This window comes from Brevundimonas sp. UBA2503, assembly GCF_002341485.1.
Taxonomy (GTDB): domain Bacteria; phylum Pseudomonadota; class Alphaproteobacteria; order Caulobacterales; family Caulobacteraceae; genus Brevundimonas; species Brevundimonas halotolerans.
In genome coordinates, this window is sequence record NZ_DDOD01000020.1 from 64,367 (window position 1) to 84,641 (window position 20,275).

The window sequence follows — 20,275 nt, forward strand, 5'->3', positions numbered from 1 at the left end:
CAGAGCGGGCGCGGTGGCGGAGACGCCGGTTTTCCCCTATGTCCCCGGCCATGAACACGTTCGACGTTATCGTCATCGGGGGAGGGCACGCCGGCTGTGAAGCTGCGGCCGCCTCGGCGCGCGCCGGCGCCCGCACCGTACTGCTGACCCAGCGCCTCGACACCATCGGCGAGATGAGCTGCAACCCGGCCATCGGCGGGCTGGGCAAGGGCCATCTGGTGCGCGAGATCGATGCCATGGACGGCATCATGGGGCGGCTGGCCGATGTGTCGGGCATCCAGTTCCGCATGCTGAACCGGTCGAAGGGCGCGGCCGTTCAGGGGCCGCGGTCGCAGATCGACCGTCGTCTGTATCGTGAGGCCATGCAGGCCGAACTGGCCGCGACCGCTGATCTTACCCTGATGGCGGGGACGGCCGCGCGGCTGATCGTCGAGGGCGCCCGCGTAGTGGGGATCGAGACCGAGGCGGGCGAGTCCCTGAGGGCGGCTGCCGTCGTTCTGACGACGGGCACCTTCCTGAACGGGATCATTCACCGGGGCGACCTCCGAATTCCTGCCGGTCGGCATGGCGAGGCGCCGTCCACCGGTCTGGCCGCGGACCTTCACGCCGCGGGTCTGGCGTTGGGTCGTCTCAAGACCGGCACACCGGCGCGGCTGGATGGCCGGACGATTGCCTGGGACCGGCTGGAGATGCAGGCGGCGGACGCCGAGCCCGTACCCTTCAGCTTCCTGACCGACCGGATCACCGTGCCCCAGATCGCGTGTGGCATCACCCACACGACCGAAGAGACCCACCGGATCATCGCCGAGAACCTTGGCGAGAGTGCCGTCTATGGCGGCCACCTGTCCGGCCGGGGCCCGCGTTATTGCCCATCGATCGAGGACAAGGTCGTCCGCTTCGCTGACAAGACCAGCCACCAGATCTTCCTCGAGCCCGAGGGACTGGACGACCCGACCGTCTATCCGAACGGCATTTCGACCTCGGTCTCGGAAGCGACCCAAGACGCCTTTCTGCGCACCATCCCGGGCCTCGAGGCGGTCGAGGTCATGCGGTACGGCTATGCGATCGAGTATGACTATGTTGATCCGCGCGAACTGCTGCCGACACTTGAGGTCAAGGCGCGCCCGGGCCTCTATCTGGCCGGCCAGATCAATGGCACGACCGGGTATGAGGAGGCGGCGGCGCAAGGGTTGATGGCCGGGCTGAATGCCGCCCGGGCGGCAGGCGGACAGGAACCGGTGATCCTGCGCCGCGATCAGGCCTATATCGGGGTGATGATCGACGATCTGGTCACACGTGGGGTGACCGAGCCCTACCGCATGTTCACCAGCCGGGCCGAATACCGACTGAGCCTCCGCGCCGACAATGCCGACCGCCGTCTGACGCCGCTGGCGATTGAGCTGGGGCTGGCCGGTGTTGACCGCGCGCGCGTGTTCGCTGCGAAACAGGCCGAACTGGACGACGTCCTGACATGGGCCAATGAGACCCGCTTCACACCGGGAGAGGCGAAGCAGCTCGGGATTCATGTGAACGCCGATGGTCAGCGTCGGTCGGTGCGGGATCTACTGGCCCATGCGGGCGTGACCCTGGATCAGTTCCTGCCGGTCCGGCCCGACCTTGCCGATCGCAGCCCCGCGGTGCGCGAACAACTGGCCATTGAAGCCACCTATGCCGGCTATCTGGATCGCCAGTCGGCCGATGCCCAGGCGCTGCAGCGGGAGGAAGACCTGCATCTGCCTGCTAACCTCGACTATGCCGCCATGGGTAGCCTGTCGACCGAGGTTCGGGAGAAGCTGGCCAAGGTCCGTCCCGTGACACTGGGGCAGGCCTCCCGCATCGAAGGCGTGACGCCCGGCGCGCTCACGGCCCTGCTGGCCCATGTGAAAAAGAACCGGGTCGCAGCGTGACGGTTCGCACGCGAGAAGACTTCCAGGCCCGCACCGGCGCCTCCGCCGAGCGGATGGCCGAGCTGGACCGATTCCGCGAGATGCTGACCGAGACCAATGCGGTGATGAATCTGGTGGGCCCGGATACCCTGCCGGACTTCTGGTCGCGCCACGCCTGGGACAGCGCGCAGCTGCTCGAGATGGCGCCTGAGGCCAATACCTGGGCCGATCTGGGTGCCGGGGCGGGCTTTCCCGGTTTGATTCTGGCCATACTGCTGAAGGACAACCCCGACGCCCATGTGTGGCTGATCGACAGCTTGGGCAAACGCTGTCGTTTCCTTTCGACCGTTGTTGAAACGCTGGAATTGCCGGCGACGGTGATCCACGGTCGCGCCGAAGAGCAGGATCATGTCGATGTAGACGTCGTCACCGCCCGCGCGCTTGCGCCGATGGAGCGGCTTCTGGGTTATGCACAACCCTATGTGCAGCGCGGTGCACAAGCTGTGTTTCTCAAGGGGGAACGGGCCGAGGAGGAGTTGCGCGAGGCGCGGAAATCCTGGCACTTCACCCCTGAGCTAAGGCCGTCGCAGAGCGATCCACGCGGCCGCATCGTCCACATCGGGAGTCTGCGTCGTGTCCGTTCTGTCTGAGACCAAGCCCGGACCGCGCGTGCTGGCGGTGTCGAACCAGAAGGGCGGGGTGGGCAAGACCACCACGGCGATCAATCTGGGAACCGCGCTGGCCGCCATCGGCGAGAAGGTCCTGATCGTCGACATGGACCCCCAGGGCAATGCCTCGACAGGGCTCGGCGTTTCACGTGAAACACGGCGCGTCACCATCTATGACGTCGTGACCGACGGTAGGGCCGTGGCCGAGGCGGCGGTGGAAACGGCCGTCCCCGGGCTGCATATCATCCCGTCAGATCCTGACATGTCGGGCGTTGAGATCGAGCTCAGTCAGGCAGACAGGCGCTCGTTCCGCCTTCGCGACGCCCTTCTGGCCCACGGACGCGTTGGCCAGACGCAGTATGACTACGTCCTGATCGACTGTCCCCCGTCCCTGAACCTGCTGACGCTCAACGCCATGGCAGCGGCTGATGCCGTTCTGGTGCCGCTGCAGTGCGAGTTCTTTGCGCTGGAAGGCCTGACCCAGCTGATGAAGACCATCGAGATGGTCCGCCAGAGTCTTAATCCCCGGCTGGAGATTCAGGGGCTGGTCCTGACCATGTATGACAAACGCAACGCCCTGTCGGGCCAGGTGGCCAATGATGTCCGGGCCCATTTCGGCGACAAGGTCTATGATGCGGTCATTCCGAGGAATGTGCGGGTGTCGGAGGCGCCGTCCTTCGGCAAGCCGGCGCTGATCTATGATCTGAAGTGCGCGGGCAGTCAGGCCTATCTGAAATTGGCCCGTGAAGTGGTCAAACGTGAACGCTCCCGTCGTTTGGCGGCAGCGTAAGGTACTGAACAGAAAGATAGAGTCGTGTCTGAACGTCAAAGAGGTCTGGGGCGCGGTCTGTCGGCCCTGCTGGGCGAAAGCGTCGGGGAACAGCCGGTGGCCGTGTCGGGCGAGGGCGCGCCTGCGGGCGTACGCATGCTGCCGATCGAGCTGCTGAGCCCCAATCCGGATCAGCCGCGCAAGCAATTCACCCCGGCGGACCTCGAGGAACTGACCGTCTCGATCCGCGATCGCGGCGTGCTTCAGCCCATTCTGGTGCGCGTCTGGCCGGGCGAGACGGACCGATGGCAGATCATCGCCGGAGAGCGGCGCTGGCGCGCGGCCCAGGCCGCTCGCCTGACCACTGTGCCGGTGATCGAGCGCCAGATGGACGATGTCGAGGTGCTCGAGGTCGCCATCATCGAGAACGTCCAGCGGGCCGACCTCAACCCGATGGAAGAGGCCAATGCCTATGCCCAGCTGATGGAGCGGTTCGGTCGCACCCAGGACGCCGTCGCCGGTGTGGTCGGCAAGAGCCGCAGTCATGTGGCCAACACCCTGCGCCTGCTGCAGCTGCCGGCACCGGTGCGCGAGCATGTCATGGCTGGCCGGCTAAGCGCCGGACATGCCCGGGCCCTGATCACGGCGGCGGATCCCGTGGCGCTGGCCGAAGAGGTTCTCGCCAAGGGGCTGAACGTCCGCCAGACCGAAATTCTGGCCCGTCAGGCGACAGAGGGCGTCCGGCCGGTCCGGCCGTCCCAGCGGGGCGGCGCCGCCAACAGCGAGGCCTCGGCCGACATCGAGGCCCTGCAGCAGGATCTGGCCGACGCCCTGGGCATGAAGGTCGATCTGGCCGATCGGAACGGCAAGGGCGAGCTGATCCTGCGCTACGCCAGCCTCGAACAGCTGGACGAGCTGTGCCGTCGATTGATGCGCCTTTGATCCGCGGCCGTGCTAGGGTGACGACATGACCGACGCGCCCCACGATCCCGGCAAAAGCAACCCCACCGCTGATGCCATGAAGCGGGCCCTGGCCGCCAAGAAGGCCGGGGGTGGTGGCGCGGCCGCGTCCGGCGGCTTCAAGCCGGGGCAGCATGAAGAGAAGAAGGTCGCACGGCAGAGCGCGGCGGCCAACAAGCCGGCCTTCCGCAAGGCGTCGAAGCGAGGCTAACTCGCTGCATTATAAGCGTATTTTAGCTACAGGCCCAGCCTGCGGGCCCGGGCAGAGATCTCGAGAAACAGGCGCTCGGTGATCAGCCGGTCGGGCAGGCCCGTGGTCTTGGTGCGAACCTCGGCCAGCGCCACGGCCTCGGTGACCTCCTGCAGGTCGCGGGGGGACCAGACCTTCACCTGTCGCAGGATTTCGGCCTCCTGTTTCCAGAAGACGCCCGCGGCCTTGGCGGCCTCACGCGCGCCCTGACCCGAGGCGATGGCCGCCGATATGCGCCGCAACCGTCCCAGATGCTGGCCCGCCGCGCGGACGGCGGCCACCGCCGCCTCGCCCTCGGCAAAGGCCCGGCGCAAGCCCCCCTGACAGGCCGCCGCCTTGCCGCCAAAGGCCTGCTGGGCCGCATCCTGAAACGACGCCTGCGGCTCGACCCCCAGGTGGGCTTCCAGCTCGGCCTCATCGATCTGACGCCCAGAGCCCGGGCCAATATAGAGGATCAGCCGCTCCAGCTCCTGACGCATCAGGCCGCGTTCGCGGGGCAACCGGGCGACGAACCGATCCAGCGCCTCGCGCGTGAGTCCGACATTGTCGGCCTGCAGGGCCTCGCGCGTCATCCGCGCCACATCGCCCGTCTCGTCCTCATAGCAGACGATGCCCACGGCCCCTGACTGGCTCTCGGCCGCGCGGCGCAGCGCTGAATCCCGGCCCAGATTGCCCGCCTCGATCACCCAGACGGCGTCGGCATTGAACTGGCCGTCGGCGTGGCCCTTCAGCACCGCCGCCAGCGCCTTTTCCTGAGGGACGCGCTCGCCGCCGAGGCGCAGTCGCACCAGACGCCGCCCGCCCATCATCGACAGGGCTGACAGGGCATCCTCAAGCCGGCCGTCGTCCGCCTCGACATCGGTCTCGGTCAGCAGGGAGACGTTGAAGGGGTCGTTGAGGTCCGGGGTCACGGTCTTGCACAGCCGTTCGGCCCGTTCACCCACGCCCGAGCGGTCGCGCCCGTGGATCAGGACCACCCGCACTGACGGGTCGGGGGACTTGAGAAAGCGCTCGATCTCCGGAGCCTTGGAGAGCTGCATGGCCCCGGATCAGGGGCGGGCCGGGGCGGTCGGGCCCACGGCATGGAACAGGGCCAGGCGGATCCGCTGGGCGAGGGCCTCGGCCGCGCGCTCTTCGGCGTCTTCCTGGGCGGCGATCGCGGCATAGGGCTGGTCCGAGACCGCATAGGTGACCGTGACCGTCTCGTTTCCCGCCAGAGCCTCGCCCCCCGACAGCGGAGTCAGCGTCCACTGACCAATCAGGGTCATCTCATAGCGGGCGGCGGTGTCGTCGATCCGGCGGCCCAGCGGCCTGCGGGACGGATCAAGCGTCACGTCCAAACGCCATTCGGGCGCGAGGGCCCGATCATACAGCAGGGCATCTTCCAGCCGTTCGCGCAGCCGGTAGCCCAGCCGGGTGTCCGGGGTTTCAACGGCGACGCGCGACAGGCCTGCGGTGGTCGCCTCCCCATACAGGGGCGTGAAGCCACAGGCCGAAACGACCAGCATCAAGGCCGCAGCCCCGCCCAGCCACAGGCCGCGCAGGCCGGCGGTCATCCCGCCACCAGATTGACGATGCGATCAGGCACCACGATCACCTTTCTGACCGACAGACCATTGGCCTCAAGGTAGGCGCGCACAGCCGGATTGGCCAGCGCCTCGGCCTCGACGGCCTTGGGATCGGCCCCGCGCGGCATGACGATCTCGCCCCGTCGCTTGCCGCCGATCTGGACGGGCAGGGTCAGCTCGTCATCAGCCGCCAGCGCCGGGTCCCACTGAGGCCAGGGGGCATCCAGGACCATCCCGGCCTCGCCCAGCGCCGACCAGCATTCCTCGGCCAGGTGGGGCGTAAAGGGCGCGATCAGACGAGCAAAGGCCGACAGGGCCTCACGCCGCGCCGCGCCGCCCGCCCCCGCATGGGCCCGAAGGGTCGACAGGAAGCCATACAGCTTTGCGATGGCCGAGTTGAAGCGGAAGCCCTCGACCCCTTCGGTCACCGCCTTGATCGCCTTGTGCGTCTCGCGGCGCAGCGCCAGATCGATCTCCGGCTGATCGGGGGCGCCGGCGTCAAAGCCGTCGAACTCGGCCCAGACGCGCTGGACGAAGCGGCTGGCGCCTTCCAGACCGCCGGTGGTCCACTGCACATCGCGTTCAGGCGGGCTGTCGGACAGGACGAACAGACGCCCGGCATCGACGCCGTGACTGTCGAGGATTTCCTGCGGCGCCACGACATTCTTCTTCGACTTGGACATCTTCTCGATGTCGCCGATGGTCAGCGGCTCGCCGGTCGTAAGGCGGGTGGCGACGCGCTTGCCGTCTACGGTCTCAAGGCGGACGTCGGTCGGCTCGACCCAGGCACCGGCCCCGGTGCGATAGGTCTCGTGAACCACCATCCCTTGCGTGAACAGGCCGGCGAAGGGCTCCTTCACCGACATCATCCCCGCATCCGACAGGGCCCGGCTGATGAAGCGGGCATACAGCAGGTGCAGGACCGCGTGCTCGACCCCGCCGATATACTGGTCGACGGGCAGCCAGTGGTCGGCGGCCGCCGTATTGATCGGTACATCGGCCTTCGGATCGGTGAAGCGGGCGAAATACCAGCTGGAATCGACAAAGGTGTCGAGCGTGTCGGTCTCGCGCACGGCCTCGGCGTCGCAGGACGGACAGCGGACGTGCTTCCAGGTCGGGTGCCGGTCCAGCGGATTGCCCGGCTTGTCGAAGGTCACGTCCTCGGGCAGGACCACCGGCAGCTGGTCGGCCGGCACCGGCACGGCGCCGCAAGACGAACAGTGGATGACCGGAATCGGACAGCCCCAGTAGCGCTGGCGGCTGACACCCCAATCACGAAGGCGGTACAGGGTCTTGCCTTCGCCACTCCCGGCCGCCTCGACCTGGGCAATCACCTCGGCCTTGGCGTCGGCGATGGCCTTGCCGTTCAGGAAGTCCGAATTGAACAGGGTGCCGGGGCCCGTATAGGCCTCGCCCGCCACGTCGAAGTCGTCGCCCGCGCCCTCAGGCCGCACCACGGGCCGCACCGGCAGGTCGTATTTGCGCGCAAACTCCAGATCCCGCTGGTCGTGGGCCGGACAGGCGAAGATGGCGCCCGTGCCGTATTCCGACAGGATGAAGTTGGCGATCCAGACGGGGATATCCTCGCCGGTGAAGGGGTGACGGACCTTCAGGCCCGTATCGCGACCGATCTTTTCGGCCTGTTCGATCTCGGCCTCGGACGTGCCGCCCCGGCGGCATTCGGCGACGAATTCTGCGACGGCAGGGCCCGCCTCGGCCAGTTGCTTCGACAGCGGATGGTCGGGGGCCAGACCCAGGAAGGAGGCGCCGAACAGGGTGTCGGGCCGGGTGGTGTAGATCTCGATGCCGCCCTCGAACCCCTTGGGCGGCGTGCCGGAAAAGGCCCATGTCATCTGCAGGCCGCTGGACCGCCCGATCCAGTTCTCCTGCATGGTCCGCACCTTGTCGGGCCAGCGGTCGAGCGTTTTCAGCCCGTCGATCAGGTCGTCGGCATAGTCGGTGATCCGCAGGAACCACTGGTTCAGCTTGCGCTTTTCGACCACCGCGCCCGAGCGCCAGCCGCGCCCGTCGATCACCTGCTCATTGGCCAGAACCGTATTGTCGACCGGATCCCAGTTGACGACCGAATCCTTGCGATAGACCAGACCCCGCTTCAGCAGTTCCAGGAACCAGGCCTGCTGCTTGCCGTAATAGGTCGGGTCACAGGTGGCGAACTCGCGCGACCAGTCCAGCGACAGACCCAGCAGCTTCAGCTGGTCGCGCATGGTCGCGATATTGGACCAGGTCCATTCGCCGGGGTGGACGCCACGCTCCATGGCGGCGTTCTCGGCCGGCATGCCGAACGCATCCCAGCCCATGGGGTGTAGAACTTCAAAGCCCCGGGCCCGTTTGAAGCGGGCCACCACATCGCCCATCACATAGTTGCGCGCATGGCCCATGTGGATGTTGCCCGACGGATAGGGAAACATCTCGAGCACATAGTATTTGGGCTTGCCGGTCGGCGTGACCGGTGTGGTGAAGGCGTCAGCCGCGTGCCAGCGATCCTGCTGGCGGGGCTCGGCGGTCTTGGGGTCGTAACGGGCCACGCGAAAGAGGGCTCCTTGAACGAGCCCGGCGCGGGCCGGGCCCGGAATGCGTCGGTCGGGAGAGACGAAGCCCGTTCGGGGCCCGTCAGATCAGATGCAGGGGCCAGCGCCCCCCACGGTCAGCGGGCGTCGGCGAGGTTGAGCTGGCGCGCCCGCGTCAGAATGGCGTTCTCGAGGTCCGTTTCGGTCTGCGGGTCGACCGGGGCGGCCGTCCACTGGCCGTCGGCGCCGCGCACCTGCTTGACCACCGCCACGTTCAGGGCATCGGCCCGAAGTCGGGTGTCGAGGATGAAGACGGTCGCCTTGAATCGCTCGTTCGGGGCGGCCGGGTCCGAATACCAGTCATAATTGATCACGCCACCCCAGGGGTCGGCGTTCGTCAGAGGCATGAAGCTCAGCGTGTCCAGCGAGGCGCGCCACAGATAGGCGTTCACGCCGATCCCCACGGCCGGGGCGTTGGAGGTCGCTGCGTCGCGCGAACCGCCGATGATCGGGATCGAGCTACATCCGGCCAGGGCCAGGCTCGATGCCATCAGGACCAATGCTGCGCCGCGAACCACAGCCGACTGGGTGGCCATTCAGGACTCTCCGTTCAGATTCAACCTCATCGCTCCCGGATAGAAGCGCATGCGTCGCCCCGGATCGCACCGACCCGGAACTGTCCGTCCTATAGCACGGGGAAAAGGGGCAAAGACAAGGCAAAGCCGCATCTGCGGCCCGGAGGGCGGGACTCGCCAGCCGGGACATGGCGACATGTTCGGAATTCGCGTGACGCTTGCGCCACACGACAGAACGGAGTCGCGATGCGCGCAACCCTTGGCGCGGGTTTGCATTGACCGTCCATGCGGCCAGTGTCTTAGTTTCAAGCTGTAGTGTCTTAGTTTCAAGCTGTAATGCGCCGGGGTCGGCTTTTGCCGGTCACTGACGCCAACCAGAGTCGAAGGCTCAAAGGGCAGGACATGCGCCAGACGCGCACAGGACAGGTCAAGGCACAGCGCGCCCGCACGGGTGTGACCCTCAGCCTTTCGCTCGCCCTGGTGCTCGGGGGAGCGGCCCTGACTCTCACGCCTGCGACGGCTGAAGCCCAGACCCGCCCGACACCTCGGGCCCAGACGCCAAGCGTGTCGCTCAGCGACGCCGATCGCGCGGCCCGCACTGGCCAACGTCGCGGACTGCGCGTGAACGAGAGCGGCCGCTGGGGCCTGGACTTCAATCTCAGCCCGCCTGTCGGTCGCGAAGCCGAGTGGGGCGATGTGGAAGCCGGCGCCTATTACCGCGTCAATCCCAGCCTGCGCGTCGGCGCCTCGGCCGGGCTGGCGGTCGCTGATCCCGACCCGGCCCGGGTCCGCGAATCTGACGCCCGCGCCCAGCCGCGCGTTCGCCTCGAGAGCATTTTCCGCTTCTGAGTGCGCAGTTCAGACTGCGCTGAACGCCTTCATCACACCGTCAATCGCCGCCAGCCCGCACAGACCGGTGTCCGCCAGTGTGGGCGCCGTCTCCGACGTGATCCCACCGAGGCCGTAGGTCGGCAGTGGCAGGCGCGCGACCCGACGGGCGACCTCCGCGATCCCCAACGGGTCCCGATCCACGCTCGCGCCCCCCGCCCGAAACACGGGTGACAGGATGACGGCGTCCAGCGCCTCGCTCTCGGGCACAGCGGCATCCCTATGCAGGGCGGCGCTTATGATCCACGTCGGATGACGAGACCGCAGCGCCCCGGCCTGTTCCAGATCGCGTTCGGGCAGGTGCACGCCGTCCGCCTCAATGGCCTCGGCCAGTTCGGCGTCCTGACCGATCAGCAGCCGCACCCCCCGGTCGGTCGTCACACGTCGCAAATGCCGCGCCTCCTCTGCCATTTCGGGTCGGCCAAAGCCGCGATAGACCACCCCGGCCCCCCGGGGCAGGCGCACGGCGATCTCCCAGGCCCGGGGCGTGCGAACCGGGTCGGTAAAGAACAGCAGGGGCGGCAGGGAGGCGACACCCGGGCTGACAGCCGCCGCCGCCCGGTTTAGAGCCTGTGCCGTCTGCCAGAGCTGGTTTTCGTCCGGATCGCCCGTCATGTCCTCCTCATCGCCTGTCTCCGTCCCCGCGTCCATCGCCGAGCGTCTGGCCGACGCACGGGCGCGGATCGACGCTACGGCCCGCGACGCCGGGCGCGATCCGGCCGCCGTCACCCTTGTCGCCGTGACCAAGACCCAGCCGTGGGGGCGGGTGAAGGCCATCCTTGACGCCGGGCAGGCCGTATTCGGCGAGAACCGGGTGCAGGAGGCGGACAGTCGCTGGGGCGCGCCCGAGGCTGCAGGCCATTCTGTAGAACTGCGGCTGATCGGTCCGTTGCAGACCAACAAGGCCGAGGCGGCCCTGGCCCGCTTTGACATCATCGAGACCCTGGACCGCGAGCGTCTGGCCGAGGCGCTGGCGCGGGCCGCCGACAAGCTGGGCAAGCGGCCGCGCGTGCTGATTCAGGTCAATACCGGTGAGGAACCCCAGAAGGCGGGTCTTGCGCCGCGCGACGCCGACGTCTTCATCGCCCGGGCGCGCGAGGTGCACGGTCTGGCGGTCGAGGGTCTGATGGCCATTCCTCCGGTCGAGGAGGCCGCAGGTCCTCATTTCGCTCTGCTGGCCAAAATCGCCCGACGGAATGAGCTGCCGGTCCTGTCCATGGGCATGAGCGGCGATTTCGAGACTGCCATCCGCTTTGGCGCCACCCATGTGCGGCTGGGCACGGCCCTGTTCGGGACCCGCGATGCCGACTGAGAGACCGGAAAACGCAGGCCTGCCCTTGGCGTAGGGCCCGACGCTCGCCATTGTCATTATATGCCCACGTCCAAGACCCTGTTGATCATCGACGACGACGACGACCTGCGCGAGGCGCTCGCCGAACAGCTGGCCCTGCACGAGGAGTTCGTGCCCCGTCAGGCCGCCAATGCCACCGACGGCATCCGCATGGGCCGCGACTCACGGATCGATCTGATTTTGCTGGATGTTGACCTGCCGGACATGGACGGGCGCGAGGCCTGTCGCCTGTTGCGCAAGGCCGGGGTGTCTACCCCCATCATCATGCTGACCGGCCAGACCTCGGACTCCGATACGGTTCTCGGGCTGGACGCAGGGGCGAATGACTATGTGGCCAAGCCGTTCCGGTTTGCCGTGCTGCTGGCCCGCATCCGCGCCCATCTGCGAAGCCACGAACAATCCGAGGACGCCGTTTTCCGGATCGGCCCCTATGAATTTCGTCCGGCCGCCAAGACCCTGTCAGCCCCCGAGGGCCGCAAGATCCGGCTGACGGAGAAGGAAACCAATATCCTGAAATACCTCTATCGCGCCGGGGCCAAGGCCGTGTCGCGCGAGGAACTGCTGACCGAGGTCTGGGGCTATAACGCCGGGGTCACCACCCACACGCTCGAGACCCACATCTATCGCCTGCGCCAGAAGATCGAGCCCGAACCGGGTCAGGCCCGTATCCTGGTCACCGACCAGGGCGGCTACCGTCTCCAGCCCTAGGATTGCCAGCGTCCGGATTTGTCATCCCGGAAGCGCCGCAGGCCCTATCCGGGACGCCACTCGCTGAGCACGGTGCCGGAACTGCCATCCTCAAAGGCGACGCGGTCCAGCTGGACGGCGGCGATACAGACCGGGCGCTGGTCGATGCTGGCGGCGCGACAGCGAATGGCTCGGCCGTCGGGGAAGCTGGCGAACCGGCCCTCCAGCACGACCCGATAGCCCATGGGCGCGGGGACGGGCGCGCGGTCATCTTCGCCCCGCAGGGTAAAGCGATAGGCCTGTCCGTCGCGGCGGCCCAGACGCGAACTGTTGGTCTCATGGACCGAAGCCAGACCGACCGTCTGGGGGTCCGCCTGTCCGGTCCCACCCCCCAGCGGGTCGCGGTCGATCCGTTGCGGGCAGGTCTCGCTGCCCAGCCAGGGGCGGCTGAGCCAGAACCCCTCGACCGCTTCCCAGCGGTCGCCGGCGCCCGAACTGGTGATCAGGGCTGTGTCTGACCAGTCGTCCGGCGTCAGCGACAGGCGCAGCGTTTCATTCTCCGGGCCCCAGGCCAGGGTCGGCACCCCGGCGTCGGGGGAGCGGGCCGTGCCCTCAGCATCGGCAGGCGTGGCCAAGGCTGCCGGCTTCGGACGCCCGCAGCCGAACGGCAGGCGGATGGCAAAGGTGCGGCCGACCAGCGGGTCTGGTCCGCTGACGGTCGTGCCGATGGCATAGGCCGAACCGGCCCGTGATATGGCGCCCAGAAAGGCCGACCGGTCGAGCGTGGTCGGGGTCGCAATCTCAGGCTCGGGCACCGGCGTCTCGACGATCGGTTCCGCGTCCACGGGCTGTTCGCGCGGTTCGCGATCGCACTGGGCCAGACCCACGGCCATCACGGATGCCATCGCCAGACGGGCGACAGGCAGATCGCGGATCGATTTCATCGTGTCATTCCCAAGCATCCCAAATCTTTAGCACAGTCTGCCTTCAAGACGAATTTCCGTGACCTGTATTGACGCCAGCTTCAGGGGCGCGTCTTCAGGGACGGATGACTCTCGATCAGATCATAGCCCTTGGCGTCCTGGTGACCGTGGTCGGCGTGCTTATCCACGGACGGGTGCGCGCGGATGTCGTGGCCCTGGCCGGGGCGGCGGTGCTGCTGCTTCTGGGTGTGGTGCGGCCCGTCGAAGTGCAGGCGGCCTTTGCCAGCCCGGCCGTCATCGCCCTCGCCTCGCTGTTCGTCATCGCCTACGCCATTGAGCTATCCGGCCTGCTCGGTCTGCTGATCCGTCAGGCAACCAAGCTGTGCGCGCACCTGGGCGAGGCAGGGCTGTGGATCGTCATGATGTTGTGCGGCGCGGCGTCGGCCCTTCTGAACAACACGCCGATCGTGGTGCTGGCGGCGCCGGTCATCAAGGACGTGGCCGAAACACTAAATCGCTCGCCGAAGCGGTTCCTCATTCCGCTCAGCTACATCAGCATCATGGGTGGCTCCTGCACCCTGATCGGCACCTCGACCAATCTGCTGGTCAATGACATGGCCAGAAACGTCGGACAGCCGGTCTTCACCCTGTTCGAGATCACGCCGGTGGGTCTGGCCATCGCCGTCTGTGGCGCGCTCTGGCTGTATTTCGTGGGCGCCCGCCAGTTGGGACGCGCGGTTGCCGACGATGAGGCCGAGGCCCTGCGCCGCAAGCGCGCCGAGGAGGCCCGGATCGAGGCCGAGACCCAGCGAGCGGCGCGGCGCTTTCGCCTGCCGTTCAACCTGCCGCGTGTTGGCGAGCCCCGCCCGTTGGACAACGGGTCTGGCGATGCCCAGCTGGGGGACATCAAGCTCTATGCGGCCGCCGATCGGCCATTCGACTTCAAACGGGCCATGGTGTCGCTGAGCATCTTCGTGGCGGTCGTGCTGGCCGCCGGCATGGGCTGGATTCCGATCGCCGCAGCGGCCTTTGGTGGCGCGGTGGCGCTGATCCTGCTGCGGATCCTGACCGCCGAAGAGGCCTATTCCGGCCTGCGGCCCGACATTCTGTTGCTGATCGCGGGCATGGTCGTGCTCGGCATCGCCATTGAGGTCACCGGCCTCGGCCAGAGCGGGGCCACCCTGCTGATCGACGTCATCCGGCCGTTCGGACCGTTGGCGGCGCTGATCATCTTGTATGGCGTGACCCTGGTCGCCACCGAGCTGCTGTCCAATGCCACGGTGGCGGTGCTGATCACGCCGGTGGCCGTGGCCCTTGCCGTCAGCCTGGGCGTGGATCCTCGCCCGTTCCTGGTGGCGGTCATGATGGCGGCTTCGGCGGCTTTCGCGACCCCGTTCGGTTATCAGACCAATGTGCTGGTCTATCAGCTGGGCGGCTACAGCTATATGGACTTCGTCCGCATCGGGGTGCCGCTCAATCTGATCACCTGGGTCGCGGCCATGGTCGCCATCCCGATCTTCTTCCCGTTCTGACGCCCTAGACGTCCAGGTCGACGCTGACCGGCGCGTGGTCGCTGGGGCGCTCCCAGGCCCGCACCGGCTCGTGGATGCGCGCCGAGCCGGGAACCACGGCCGGGGTCAGCCCGGGCGAGGTCCAGATGTGGTCCAGCCTCAGCCCCCGATTCGACTTGCGGAAGTCCTGGGCCCGGTAGCTCCACCAGCTGGCCAGTTTTTCAGGATCGGGGAAGGCGTCGCGGATCACATCGCTGAAGCGCCCGGCCTGCTGCAGCCGGGTCAGGGTCTCGATCTCGACCGGGGTGTGGCTGACGACCTTCAGCATATGGCGGTGGTTCCAGACGTCGAATTCCCCCGGGGCGATGTTGAAATCGCCGGCCAGAAGCAACCGGGCGTCCGGGTCCCGACGCTCGATGTGGGCCGTCAGCCGCTCGTAGAAATCCATCTTGTGATCGAATTTCGGATTGAGGGCGCGGTCGGGTAGGTCGCCGCCCGCGGGAATGTAGAAATTCTGGATCTCGACGCCCTTGACCGTCGCCGACACGCAGCGCGCATGCCCTTCGCGGCAAAGGCCGAGGTTCGGTGCTTCCTCCAGCGGCAGGCGACTGGCGATGGCCACCCCGTGCCAGCCCTTCTGGCCCCCGATCTTCAGATGCGGCAGACCCATGTCTTCAAAGGCGCGCACCGGGAACTGGTCGTCGGTGCATTTGATCTCCTGCAGCAGCAGGACGTCTGTGCCGCTTTCGCTCACATAGCGGGCGACCTGGTCGATGCGCAGGCGGACGGAGTTGATGTTCCAGGTGGTCAGGCGAAGGGTCATGCGCCCGGCTTAGCAGGGGTTTGTGAGCCCGCGCAAAAAAACGCCCGGCCGCAAGACCGGGCGCCTTCAGAGGTGTCTCTGCCGCAGGGAGGGGGATGACATCCGTAGCGGTCAAATGGCTGCTGCCAGCCTGTTGTCATTATGCAACGTCAAATCGAAAACGTCAAACGCCCGTTATAGCCCCGCTTCCTGTTGCGGTTCCGACACGGTTCGTCCGTCAGGCGTATGCGTCAACGATTGCGTCCGGGGCGGCGGGTCGGGTCGCGAAGCTGGAACAGGCTGTTCGACAGGCCGCCCGCAGGCCGCAGCGTGGTCAGCTGGGTGCGGGTCCGCGCGCCCTGGGCATCGACCACCGTCCACTCCTGCAGCCGCATCGGATCGCCGGCAAAGGCCAGGGTGACTGAACCGTCGTTCGGGCGGCGGGAATCGCGTGCGACCAGCGCAAAGGCTCCGGACTCCCGACGCACGACCCGGTCGATCCGCACGCCCTGGTCCAGCCGGACCTCGCGTGACAGGAAGGTCGACAGCGGTGTCTCGCTCAGCGGCACCTGACGGAACACCTCGAGGCGCGGGTCATAGCGCATGACATTGTTGCCGTCCGAGACGACCAGCAGGCCCTCGGGGTTGGTGTACTCAAAGCGCATCTTGCCGGGGCGCTGCAGCCAGAACCGGCCGGTCCGGCGCTGGCCACCCGCGCCCGTCTCGACAAACTCGCCCTGGGCCGAGGTCAGGCCGCGCAGATAGGTCTGGGCGCGGGCCACCACGGCTTGATCGGCGGCCGACAGGCCCGCCTGGGCCATGACCGAGGGCGCACTGACCAGCAGGCCGGTCACCCCCAGGGCGGCACCGAGGCCGAAATCGCGGCGGGACAGGATGTGAGGCGTCGTCATGAAATCATCCTTGAAAGTGAAGTGGATCGAGGCTCAAGCATCCCCGGTCCACAAGGCGCGGTCATGGCTCCAGCCTGACCATATTCCGGCGCTGCGATGAAGCCCCGTTCATCGGAAACGGACCCGGCACCGCACCGGCCCGGAACAACGCGCGCCGCCTCTGCCGGTTCATCCCTCAAGCAGCGAGCGACCGTGTCGCGAGCGTTAGGGCCACTCCTAAAGAGGCGGCGGTCCGGCCAGCACGTCGCGCTTGCCGGCATGGTTGGCGGGGCTGACCACGCCTTCCTGCTCCATGCGCTCGATCAGGGTGGCGGCGCGGTTATAGCCGATCTGCAGGCGACGCTGGACGTAGGAGGTCGAGGCCTTGCGGTCGCGGGTGACCACAGCCACCGCCCGGTCATAGAGGTCATCCCCGGTCCCACCTCCGTCGTCGCCCCCGTCGCCGCCGTCGCCGTCCGGCTCGTCGGTGATCAGGTCCAGATAGTCGGGGGACCCCTGCGCCCGCAGGTGGGCACAGACTTCCTCGACCTCGCGGTCGGTCACGAACGGGCCGTGCAGCCGGGTGATGCGGCCGCCGCCGGCCATATAGAGCATATCGCCCTGGCCCAGCAGCTGCTCGCCGCCCTGTTCGCCGAGGATGGTGCGGCTGTCGATCTTGGAGGTGACCTGGAAAGAAATCCGGGTCGGGAAGTTCGCCTTGATCGTGCCGGTGATCACATCGACCGACGGGCGCTGCGTCGCCATGATCAGGTGAATGCCCGCCGCGCGGGCCATCTGGGCCAGACGCTGTACCGCGCCCTCGACGTCCTTGCCGGCCACCAGCATCAGATCGGCCATCTCGTCCATGACCACGACCAGATAGGGCATGGGTTCGGGCCGGATCTTCTCGGATTCATAGACCGGGCGGCCCTGGTCGTCGAAGCCGGTCTGGACGGTGCGCTCGAAATGCTCGCCCTTGGCCTGGGCTTCCTTGGCGCGCGCGTTATAGCCGGCGATGTTGCGCACCCCCAGCTTGGACATGCGGCGATAGCGGTCCTCCATCTCGCGGACCGTCCACTTCAGCGCCACGACCGCCTTCTTCGGGTCGGTCACCACCGGGCTGAGCAGGTGGGGAATGCCGTCATAGACGCTGAGCTCCAGCATCTTGGGGTCGATCATGATGAAGCGGCACTCGTCGGGGCTGAGGCGGTACAGGATCGACAGGATCATGGCATTGACCCCCACCGACTTGCCCGAACCGGTGGTGCCCGCGATCAGCAGGTGCGGCATGCGCGCCAGATCGGCGACATAGGGCTCGCCGCCGATGGTCTCGCCCAGCGCCAGCGGCAACAGGTGGGCGGGCTTGTCATATTCGCCCGAGGCCAGAAGGTCGCGCAGATAGACGGTTTCGCGCTTGGCATTGGGCAGTTCGATGCCGATGGCATTGCGTCCCTGCACCACACTGATGCGACAGGCGCGGGCCGACATGGAGCGGGCAATGTCGTCGCTCAGTGCCACCACGCGTCCATGCTTGACCCCCGGAGCGGGCACCAGTTCGTACAGCGTGACGACCGGGCCCGGCCGGATCTGGTCGATGGTGCCGCGCACGCCGAACTCCTGCAGCACTTCTTCCAGCAGGCGGGCGTTCTGCTTCAGCGCGGCCTCGTCGACGGCGCCAACGCGTTTTTCCGGCTTGGCCAGTGTGGCCAGCGACGGCAGGTCAAAGGCGCCCGGCGGTCGCACGAAATCAAAGGTCCGCTGGTCGACATCGGCGTCCTTGCGGGCGGCACGGGTCGCCTTGGTCGGGGCGACGCGCGGCTCGGATACGTCGGTCGTGCGGGCCGCAGCGGGCGCGGGCTCACGCACCGGGGCGGCCTCGGGATCGACCGGTTTGGGGCGGGGCGGGGCGCGTCGCACGGGCTTGGCGCGGGCCGTCTCGGCGGGCGTAGCCGCGCGTGTGCGGGCCCGACCCCGGATCCAGTCCAGCCCGTCGCTCAGATCGGCCGGACGCAGGCCCAGGGCATGGCCCAATGCCGTCAGGGCTCCGCCCAGAAACATCAGGCCCAGCATCATGCTGACGATCCAGCTGTTGCCCGGCAGGCCCAGCGCATTCAGTCCGGCGACAATCACCCCGCTGAACCCGTCGCCCGACAGGCCGCCCATGCCGGTCACCAGCGGCCAGATCGCCGGCGGCGTCGGCGTCGACAGGGCGGCAGCCAGCGCCAGCACGCCCAGCGTCGCGGTCAGGCTGCGCATCGGCGTCACCACCAGCCGATGACGCAGGGTGTCGCCCACGGCCATGGCCAGGCCGAAAGCGAGCAGCAGCAGGGCGGCCGGCCAGGCCGCCAGACCCAGACCCTGCATGAACAGATCAGCGATCACCGCCCCCTGCTCGCCCAGCCAGTTGGTCGGGGCATGGGTCGAGGCGGCATTCCAGCTGGGATCGTTGCGGTTCCACGAGATCAGGGCGATCAGCAGCAGCACCGACAGCAGGGCCTGCAGCATGCCGCGAAAGCGCACGATCGCCGGCGCCTGCCAGACGATGCGGGCGCTCAGCCAGATCCGGTGACTGATGGCGAGGGCAGCGGACATGGGCGGGTAGACCCCTAGCGAACGAAACAGCGACGAAACACCGACAGGGTGGCAGAGGGAGGGTTAAGGGGCTGTTTACCTCGCCACGGATCGGACCCTCTTTCGGGGGCCTTTCGCCGCACTGGACGGAAGCGGGCGAGAGCGCGACAAGGGGTCATGAGTGATATCGCCTACACAGATGTTCTGATTGCGGGCGCGGGCCTGGCCGGGGCCAGTCTGGCGCTGGCCCTGTCGCGCGAAGGGTTCGAGGTGACGCTGGTGGATCCCCAGCCGTTCGAGGCCCAGCTGGCACCAACATTCGACGGGCGATCGACCGCCATCGCCTTTTCCACCTACCGGATGCTCCACACCCTCGGTCTGGGTCAGGATCTGGCGCCCCACGCCTGCCGCATGGACCGGATTCTGGTGACCGACGGGCGCCGGCCCGGCGCCTCGGCCAAAGCGCCTGACCCGGCCTATCTCCGCTTCGACGCCGATGAGATCGGCGACGCCACAGGCGGCGAACCGCTGGGCTATATGATCGAGAACCGCCGCCTGCGCGTGGCGCTGGCCCGCGCCCTGGGCGAAACCGATGTGACAATACGGGCGCCGGTGGGGGTAAGCGGGGTCGAAACGGGGCTGGGCCGCTCGACCGTCACCCTCAGCGACGGCTCACAGGTGCGGGCTGCCCTGGTGGTCGGGGCGGAAGGGCGCCGTTCCGTGGTGCGCGACGCGGCCGGGATCGGCGTCATCCGACAGGCCTATGGCCAGAGCGGTGTCGTCGCCACCGTGCGTCTGGCCGCCCCGCATGAGGGCGTGGCCCATGAATATTTCCTGCCGGGCGGGCCGTTTGCCATCCTGCCCCTCACCGATCAGCGCGCCAGTCTGGTCTGGACCGAACCGACCCGGGCGGCCGAGGCCCTGCGCGGCGCATCGGACGCCGCCTTCCTGTCCCACCTGAACCGGCGGTTCGGGGATTTCCTCGGAACAGCCCGGTCCGAGGGCCCACGCTTCGTCTATCCGCTGGACCTCAGCCTCGCCACGGCCATGGTCGCGCCGCGCATCGCCCTGATCGGCGATGCCGCCCACGGGGTGCATCCGGTGGCGGGACAGGGGCTGAACATGGGGCTAAAGGACGTCGCGGCCCTGACCGAGGTGCTGGCCGACGCGCGGCTGCTGGGTGAGGATATCGGCGCCGAGCCCGTGCTGGACCGCTATGCCCAGTGGCGGCGCTTTGACACGGTCGCCCTGACGCTGGCCTTTGATGCCTTCGTCCGGCTGTTCTCGAACGACATCGCCCCGGTCCGGGCCGTGCGGGATCTCGGCATGGCCGCCGTCAACCGCATTGCCCCCCTGCGCCGGGCCTTCATGCACGAAGCGGGCGGCGCCACCGGTGACCTGCCCAAACTGCTGCGGGGTGAGGCGGTCTAGGTTCTGAACTCATAAAG

Annotated in this window: 19 protein-coding genes; 10 read left to right on the forward strand and 9 right to left on the reverse strand. The window is 67.7% G+C overall.

Going from position 1 to position 20,275, the window contains the following annotated elements; genetic code table 11:
- The first annotated feature begins 50 nt into the window (after positions 1-50).
- Genes mnmG through B4K74_RS09645 form a run of 5 tightly spaced genes read left to right on the forward strand, consistent with a single transcriptional unit; the run spans position 51 to position 4,494 of the window.
- Complete coding sequence (mnmG, locus tag B4K74_RS09625; RefSeq protein WP_286692747.1) at positions 51-1,907, forward strand: tRNA uridine-5-carboxymethylaminomethyl(34) synthesis enzyme MnmG; 1,857 nt, start codon at positions 51-53, stop codon at positions 1,905-1,907.
- A gap of 53 nt (positions 1,908-1,960) precedes the next feature.
- On the forward strand, positions 1,961-2,536 hold the full coding sequence (gene rsmG / locus B4K74_RS09630) for a 16S rRNA (guanine(527)-N(7))-methyltransferase RsmG (protein WP_286692748.1): 576 nt from the start codon (positions 1,961-1,963) through the stop codon (positions 2,534-2,536).
- Positions 2,529-3,344 carry a ParA family protein gene (locus tag B4K74_RS09635; RefSeq protein WP_241153079.1) on the forward strand — a complete coding sequence of 272 codons (816 nt, stop codon included), beginning with the start codon at positions 2,529-2,531 and terminating at the stop codon, positions 3,342-3,344. The genes rsmG and B4K74_RS09635 overlap by 8 nt, the downstream gene beginning before the upstream one ends.
- Positions 3,345-3,368: 24 nt before the next feature.
- The gene (locus B4K74_RS09640) at positions 3,369-4,265 is read left to right on the forward strand and encodes a ParB/RepB/Spo0J family partition protein (protein ID WP_286692749.1); all 897 of its coding nucleotides are present in this window, start codon (positions 3,369-3,371) and stop codon (positions 4,263-4,265) included.
- Between the two features lie 25 nt (positions 4,266-4,290).
- Positions 4,291-4,494, forward strand: coding sequence for a hypothetical protein (locus B4K74_RS09645; protein WP_286692750.1), 204 nt, complete (start codon positions 4,291-4,293; stop codon positions 4,492-4,494).
- Between the two features lie 26 nt (positions 4,495-4,520).
- Here the strand turns inward: B4K74_RS09645 and holA are convergent, their stop codons facing one another.
- The 4 genes from holA to B4K74_RS09665 all read right to left on the reverse strand — a co-directional run bounded on the left by holA (position 4,521) and on the right by B4K74_RS09665 (position 9,225).
- A complete protein-coding gene (gene holA / locus B4K74_RS09650) occupies positions 4,521-5,573 on the reverse strand; it encodes a DNA polymerase III subunit delta (protein WP_286692751.1) in 1,053 nt (350 codons plus the stop codon).
- A gap of 9 nt (positions 5,574-5,582) precedes the next feature.
- Positions 5,583-6,089: an LPS assembly lipoprotein LptE gene (gene lptE, locus B4K74_RS09655; protein WP_286692752.1), complete on the reverse strand. Its 507-nt coding sequence runs from the start codon at positions 6,087-6,089 to the stop codon at positions 5,583-5,585.
- A complete protein-coding gene (gene leuS / locus B4K74_RS09660) occupies positions 6,086-8,647 on the reverse strand; it encodes a leucine--tRNA ligase (protein WP_286692753.1) in 2,562 nt (853 codons plus the stop codon). The genes lptE and leuS overlap by 4 nt, the downstream gene beginning before the upstream one ends.
- A 119-nt stretch (positions 8,648-8,766) precedes the next feature.
- Entirely contained in the window at positions 8,767-9,225 is a 459-nt protein-coding gene (locus B4K74_RS09665; RefSeq protein ID WP_123285930.1) for a DUF3576 domain-containing protein, read from the reverse strand.
- A 381-nt stretch (positions 9,226-9,606) separates the two neighbouring features.
- On the opposite strand from B4K74_RS09665, the gene B4K74_RS09670 reads away from it, so the two are divergent.
- On the forward strand, positions 9,607-10,053 hold the full coding sequence (locus B4K74_RS09670; protein WP_221403366.1) for an NtrZ family periplasmic regulatory protein: 447 nt from the start codon (positions 9,607-9,609) through the stop codon (positions 10,051-10,053).
- Between the two features lie 9 nt (positions 10,054-10,062).
- Here the strand turns inward: B4K74_RS09670 and B4K74_RS09675 are convergent, their stop codons facing one another.
- Positions 10,063-10,707 carry a thiamine phosphate synthase gene (locus B4K74_RS09675; RefSeq protein WP_286692754.1) on the reverse strand — a complete coding sequence of 215 codons (645 nt, stop codon included), beginning with the start codon at positions 10,705-10,707 and terminating at the stop codon, positions 10,063-10,065.
- Between B4K74_RS09675 and B4K74_RS09680 the strand changes: the two genes are divergently transcribed.
- Both B4K74_RS09680 and B4K74_RS09685 read left to right on the forward strand, forming a co-directional pair.
- Entirely contained in the window at positions 10,706-11,404 is a 699-nt protein-coding gene (locus B4K74_RS09680) for a YggS family pyridoxal phosphate-dependent enzyme (RefSeq protein ID WP_286692755.1), read from the forward strand. The two genes, B4K74_RS09675 and B4K74_RS09680, sit on opposite strands and share 2 nt — an antisense overlap.
- Before the next feature lie 60 nt (positions 11,405-11,464).
- Complete coding sequence (locus B4K74_RS09685) at positions 11,465-12,151, forward strand: response regulator transcription factor (protein ID WP_123285933.1); 687 nt, start codon at positions 11,465-11,467, stop codon at positions 12,149-12,151.
- Positions 12,152-12,195: 44 nt separating this feature from the next.
- Here the strand turns inward: B4K74_RS09685 and B4K74_RS09690 are convergent, their stop codons facing one another.
- Positions 12,196-13,074 carry a hypothetical protein gene (locus B4K74_RS09690; protein WP_123285934.1) on the reverse strand — a complete coding sequence of 293 codons (879 nt, stop codon included), beginning with the start codon at positions 13,072-13,074 and terminating at the stop codon, positions 12,196-12,198.
- Positions 13,075-13,178: 104 nt separating this feature from the next.
- Here B4K74_RS09690 and B4K74_RS09695 point away from each other — a divergent pair, with 104 nt between their 5' ends.
- Positions 13,179-14,585 (forward strand): SLC13 family permease, encoded by a 1,407-nt coding sequence (locus B4K74_RS09695; protein WP_286692756.1) that lies wholly within the window; start codon positions 13,179-13,181, stop codon positions 14,583-14,585.
- 4 nt (positions 14,586-14,589) lie between these two features.
- Here the strand turns inward: B4K74_RS09695 and B4K74_RS09700 are convergent, their stop codons facing one another.
- The 3 genes from B4K74_RS09700 to B4K74_RS09710 all read right to left on the reverse strand — a co-directional run bounded on the left by B4K74_RS09700 (position 14,590) and on the right by B4K74_RS09710 (position 18,848).
- Positions 14,590-15,387, reverse strand: coding sequence for an exodeoxyribonuclease III (locus B4K74_RS09700; protein ID WP_286692757.1), 798 nt, complete (start codon positions 15,385-15,387; stop codon positions 14,590-14,592).
- Between the two features lie 230 nt (positions 15,388-15,617).
- Positions 15,618-16,277, reverse strand: a complete 660-nt coding sequence (locus tag B4K74_RS09705) for a LolA family protein (RefSeq protein ID WP_123285937.1) — start codon at positions 16,275-16,277, stop codon at positions 15,618-15,620.
- A 216-nt stretch (positions 16,278-16,493) separates the two neighbouring features.
- On the reverse strand, positions 16,494-18,848 hold the full coding sequence (locus tag B4K74_RS09710; RefSeq protein ID WP_286692758.1) for an FtsK/SpoIIIE family DNA translocase: 2,355 nt from the start codon (positions 18,846-18,848) through the stop codon (positions 16,494-16,496).
- 156 nt (positions 18,849-19,004) lie between these two features.
- On the opposite strand from B4K74_RS09710, the gene B4K74_RS09715 reads away from it, so the two are divergent.
- A complete protein-coding gene (locus B4K74_RS09715; protein ID WP_286692759.1) occupies positions 19,005-20,258 on the forward strand; it encodes a UbiH/UbiF/VisC/COQ6 family ubiquinone biosynthesis hydroxylase in 1,254 nt (417 codons plus the stop codon).
- Positions 20,259-20,275 lie beyond the last annotated feature (17 nt).

Excerpts from the sequence above, each read along its gene's own strand:
- mnmG (WP_286692747.1), top strand. The coding sequence starts at position 51 with ATGAACACGTTCGACGTTATCGTCATCGGGGGAGGGCACGCCGGCTGT.
- rsmG (WP_286692748.1), top strand. The coding sequence starts at position 1,961 with ATGGCCGAGCTGGACCGATTCCGCGAGATGCTGACCGAGACCAATGCG.
- B4K74_RS09645 (WP_286692750.1), top strand. The coding sequence starts at position 4,291 with ATGACCGACGCGCCCCACGATCCCGGCAAAAGCAACCCCACCGCTGAT.
- holA (WP_286692751.1), bottom strand. The coding sequence starts at position 5,573 with ATGCAGCTCTCCAAGGCTCCGGAGATCGAGCGCTTTCTCAAGTCCCCC.
- lptE (WP_286692752.1), bottom strand. The coding sequence starts at position 6,089 with ATGACCGCCGGCCTGCGCGGCCTGTGGCTGGGCGGGGCTGCGGCCTTG.
- B4K74_RS09665 (WP_123285930.1), bottom strand. The coding sequence starts at position 9,225 with ATGGCCACCCAGTCGGCTGTGGTTCGCGGCGCAGCATTGGTCCTGATG.
- B4K74_RS09670 (WP_221403366.1), top strand. The coding sequence starts at position 9,607 with ATGCGCCAGACGCGCACAGGACAGGTCAAGGCACAGCGCGCCCGCACG.
- B4K74_RS09680 (WP_286692755.1), top strand. The coding sequence starts at position 10,706 with ATGTCCTCCTCATCGCCTGTCTCCGTCCCCGCGTCCATCGCCGAGCGT.
- B4K74_RS09675 (WP_286692754.1), bottom strand. The coding sequence starts at position 10,707 with ATGACGGGCGATCCGGACGAAAACCAGCTCTGGCAGACGGCACAGGCT.
- B4K74_RS09685 (WP_123285933.1), top strand. The coding sequence starts at position 11,465 with ATGCCCACGTCCAAGACCCTGTTGATCATCGACGACGACGACGACCTG.
- B4K74_RS09690 (WP_123285934.1), bottom strand. The coding sequence starts at position 13,074 with ATGAAATCGATCCGCGATCTGCCTGTCGCCCGTCTGGCGATGGCATCC.
- B4K74_RS09695 (WP_286692756.1), top strand. The coding sequence starts at position 13,179 with ATGACTCTCGATCAGATCATAGCCCTTGGCGTCCTGGTGACCGTGGTC.
- B4K74_RS09700 (WP_286692757.1), bottom strand. The coding sequence starts at position 15,387 with ATGACCCTTCGCCTGACCACCTGGAACATCAACTCCGTCCGCCTGCGC.
- B4K74_RS09705 (WP_123285937.1), bottom strand. The coding sequence starts at position 16,277 with ATGACGACGCCTCACATCCTGTCCCGCCGCGATTTCGGCCTCGGTGCC.
- B4K74_RS09710 (WP_286692758.1), bottom strand. The coding sequence starts at position 18,848 with ATGTCCGCTGCCCTCGCCATCAGTCACCGGATCTGGCTGAGCGCCCGC.
- B4K74_RS09715 (WP_286692759.1), top strand. The coding sequence starts at position 19,005 with ATGAGTGATATCGCCTACACAGATGTTCTGATTGCGGGCGCGGGCCTG.